The sequence below is a fragment of the Chrysiogenia bacterium genome (genome assembly GCA_020434085.1).
In the GTDB taxonomy this organism is placed as follows: domain Bacteria; phylum JAGRBM01; class JAGRBM01; order JAGRBM01; family JAGRBM01; genus JAGRBM01.
In genome coordinates this window covers 1-2,650 of record JAGRBM010000466.1, presented here as the reverse complement: position 1 = coordinate 2,650, position 2,650 = coordinate 1, and the positions used below count along the sequence as shown (strand labels likewise).

Here is a 2,650-nt window from a genome sequence, read left to right as displayed (position 1 = left end):
TTATATGCGTTCTGAATTCGGTCCAAATCAAAGCGAATCCCAGGTCCAAGAATTCGAGCCATTTCCAGTGCGCTAAAAAAAGATTCTAGATTGTTAGGTTGAATCGCAATTTTTGCTTGTTCACGATCCAACTCGGCCAGCAATTCCATGACGCAATTGAAATGATTGAGATCTGCTTCGTCGCGAGGTTGTAGGCCGTTGTGATTCGACAACTTATCACGGATATCCTCCGCTCGATGAAGAAACTCATTCATTAACGGCGCTTTCGCTTCGCACGATGCTCCAGCACCTAAGAAAAAGACTATGTCGGCCATTAGTTTCTCCAACGCAGTAGACTATCCCGAACAGGTTATGCGTATATAGTACGTAGTTCAATAAGCTTGCGGTATCAGGGTAGGGAGTAGCGCAAATGCTAACTGGTCCAACCACTGGACAACCCAATCACCGCTGTGGTAGCGTAGCTGTCACAGGCGGGGAGAGTGCCTTTTGGGCCGATTTCAGACCTTCCCCCGGTGAAAGGAGCGCAGCTCCCCATGGCCAAGGCGGCGTTTCAGCCGGTTCGCAAGGAATCCATTTCAGAGGAAGTGGCCGCGCAGATCCGCAAGGAAATCCTGCGGGGGACCTATACGCCTGGCGAAAAGCTGCCCAGCGAGCGGGAGCTGGCGCTGGCATTCGGGGTCAACCGCACCACCGTGCGCGAGGCCCTGCAGAAACTGGCCGGCCTGGGGCTGGTGAGCATTCGCCAGGGCACGGGGGTCGAGGTGCTCGACTACCGCCAGAGCGGCGGGATCGACCTGCTCGTTCATCTCCTGACTACTCCCGACGCCGAGGGCCGCTACGACGCGCGCGCCTTTCTCTCGACCATCGAAATGATCCGCGGCATCTACCTGCAGGCCGCCACGCTGGCCTTCGAGCGCATGAAGGACGCCGAGGTGGACGCGCTGCTCGCGCTCATCGACCGGCAGCTCGAAATCGAGGACGCCGAGGAATTCATCGCCAACGACCACGCCATCCACCGCGCGGTTTTCCAGGCCACGCGCAACATCGCGCTGCAGCTTTTGTTCAACACCTTCTCCGAGATCTACGAGCGCTACGCCTCGCCGTTTCGCATCTTCTTTGAAAAAGACATCGAGAACACCGCGCGCGCGGTGATGGACGAGTTCTATCGCAGCGCGCGCACCTGCGTCGAAAAGCGCGATGCCGCCGCGCTGGCCGCGCTCATCGAAGAAGCCATGACCCCGCGCGATCCCAAGCTCTTCGAGCACTGGCTTCGCGAACTGACATTCTGAAAAGTTTTCCCAAGGAGCAATTGCCATGGTAGCCATCCCCCAGAATCCCGAATTCAGCCCCTATGACCGCAAGAACCTGACGGCCATGGATGAGTGGCCCAAACTTGCCAGCTCGATGAAGGGCTCCAAGAAACAGTTCTGGAACGACGACGACATTTTCGAGGAAATCCTCGCCAAGCACGGCGGGAAGATCAACGCCACCCTTGAAGAGAAGAAGGCAATCGCCGGCCTGATGAGCATCATCTACTACGGCGAGATCGTGGCCATGCACACCTCGGCGCATCTCATCGGCATGGTGCCCGATCTTCCGGCGCAGTTCGTGCTCGCCTTCCAGACCATGGAAGAGGCCAAGCACATCACCAGCATGGGCAAGTACCTGCGCGCCCTGGAGATCGACCTTCCCGAGATCAATCCCTGGGCAAAGAAGCTGCTCGACGGGCTGCGCCTGGAGCGAGACCCGGCCGCCAAGCTCGTGGGCATGAACCTCATCGTCGAGAACGTGGCTCACTCGCTCTTCACCACGGTGATGGAGAACTTCGACGAGCCGGTGCTGCAGGAACTTCTGCACTACATCGACCTCGACGAGGTCAAGCACGTGGCGCTGGCGCGCAATTACCTGCCGCGCCTGCTCAAGAACATCGGCCCGGTTCGCCGTGCCCAGATCTACGCCAAGCAGGCCTACTGGAACTACGTCATGTTCCGCGCGCAGGAACAGATAATGAAGGACACCGCCGGTCTGATGATCGACTGGAACGCCCAGATGAAGCGCGACATGAAGGACATGCGCAACATGTTCAAGGAGCTTCCCGTGGAGGCCCAGCGCATCTCGCTGTTCAAGCCGCCGAGCAAGGAGCTCACCGACAAGATTGCCGACTGGCTGCTGCCTCCCGAGAAGTTCGCCGAGGCGCGTGAGCGCTCGGCCTTCCGCAAGCGGGCCCAGGAAGCCGCGCCGGCACAGGCCTGAGCCGCGTCATGGCAATCGACATCGAAGCGCGGCTCGCCCCGTTTGTGAGCCGGGGCCTCATCGCCAGGGCGCCCACGCGCTGGCAGATCACGCAGGGAGAGATGGAAATGCTCCCCTACGTGCTCACGCCCGATATCACCGACGAACATCGCTACGAGGGTGCCCCGCTGGGGCACCCCGTGCTTCGCCAGCCCATCATCTTCAGTCAGGTCGGTCGCGACCACCTGCGCACGGGCAGCGGGCTTGAATGCAAGCTCGAATCGGTGATGAAGCACCTGCACTTTACGATTCACGCCGGGATGCCGGTCTTCGACCTGCAGGTGATCCAGACTCACCCGCGCGGGCTGGAAACCTTTCGCCACTACAGCGAGGATCTCCAGAAGAGCGATGCGCCCTG

Annotated in this window: 4 protein-coding genes; 3 read left to right on the top strand and 1 reads right to left on the bottom strand. The window is 59.6% G+C overall.

The window, feature by feature from the left end; translation table 11 throughout:
• On the bottom strand, positions 1-314 hold a 314-nt coding region (locus KDH09_15735; GenBank protein ID MCB0221149.1), incomplete at its 3' end, for a hypothetical protein.
• Positions 315-533: 219 nt separating this feature from the next.
• Here KDH09_15735 and KDH09_15730 point away from each other — a divergent pair.
• From KDH09_15730 to KDH09_15720, 3 genes are all read left to right on the top strand, one after another.
• Entirely contained in the window at positions 534-1,289 is a 756-nt protein-coding gene (locus KDH09_15730) for a FadR family transcriptional regulator (protein MCB0221148.1), read from the top strand.
• Positions 1,290-1,314: 25 nt separating this feature from the next.
• A complete protein-coding gene (locus KDH09_15725; GenBank protein ID MCB0221147.1) occupies positions 1,315-2,253 on the top strand; it encodes a ferritin-like domain-containing protein in 939 nt (312 codons plus the stop codon).
• A gap of 8 nt (positions 2,254-2,261) precedes the next feature.
• Positions 2,262-2,650: hypothetical protein (locus KDH09_15720; protein ID MCB0221146.1), on the top strand; the 389-nt coding region annotated here is incomplete at its 3' end.

What these genes read in the sequence shown, in the direction of transcription:
- KDH09_15730 (MCB0221148.1), top strand. Translation starts at nt 534, where the DNA reads ATGGCCAAGGCGGCGTTTCAGCCGGTTCGCAAGGAATCCATTTCAGAG.
- KDH09_15725 (MCB0221147.1), top strand. Translation starts at nt 1,315, where the DNA reads ATGGTAGCCATCCCCCAGAATCCCGAATTCAGCCCCTATGACCGCAAG.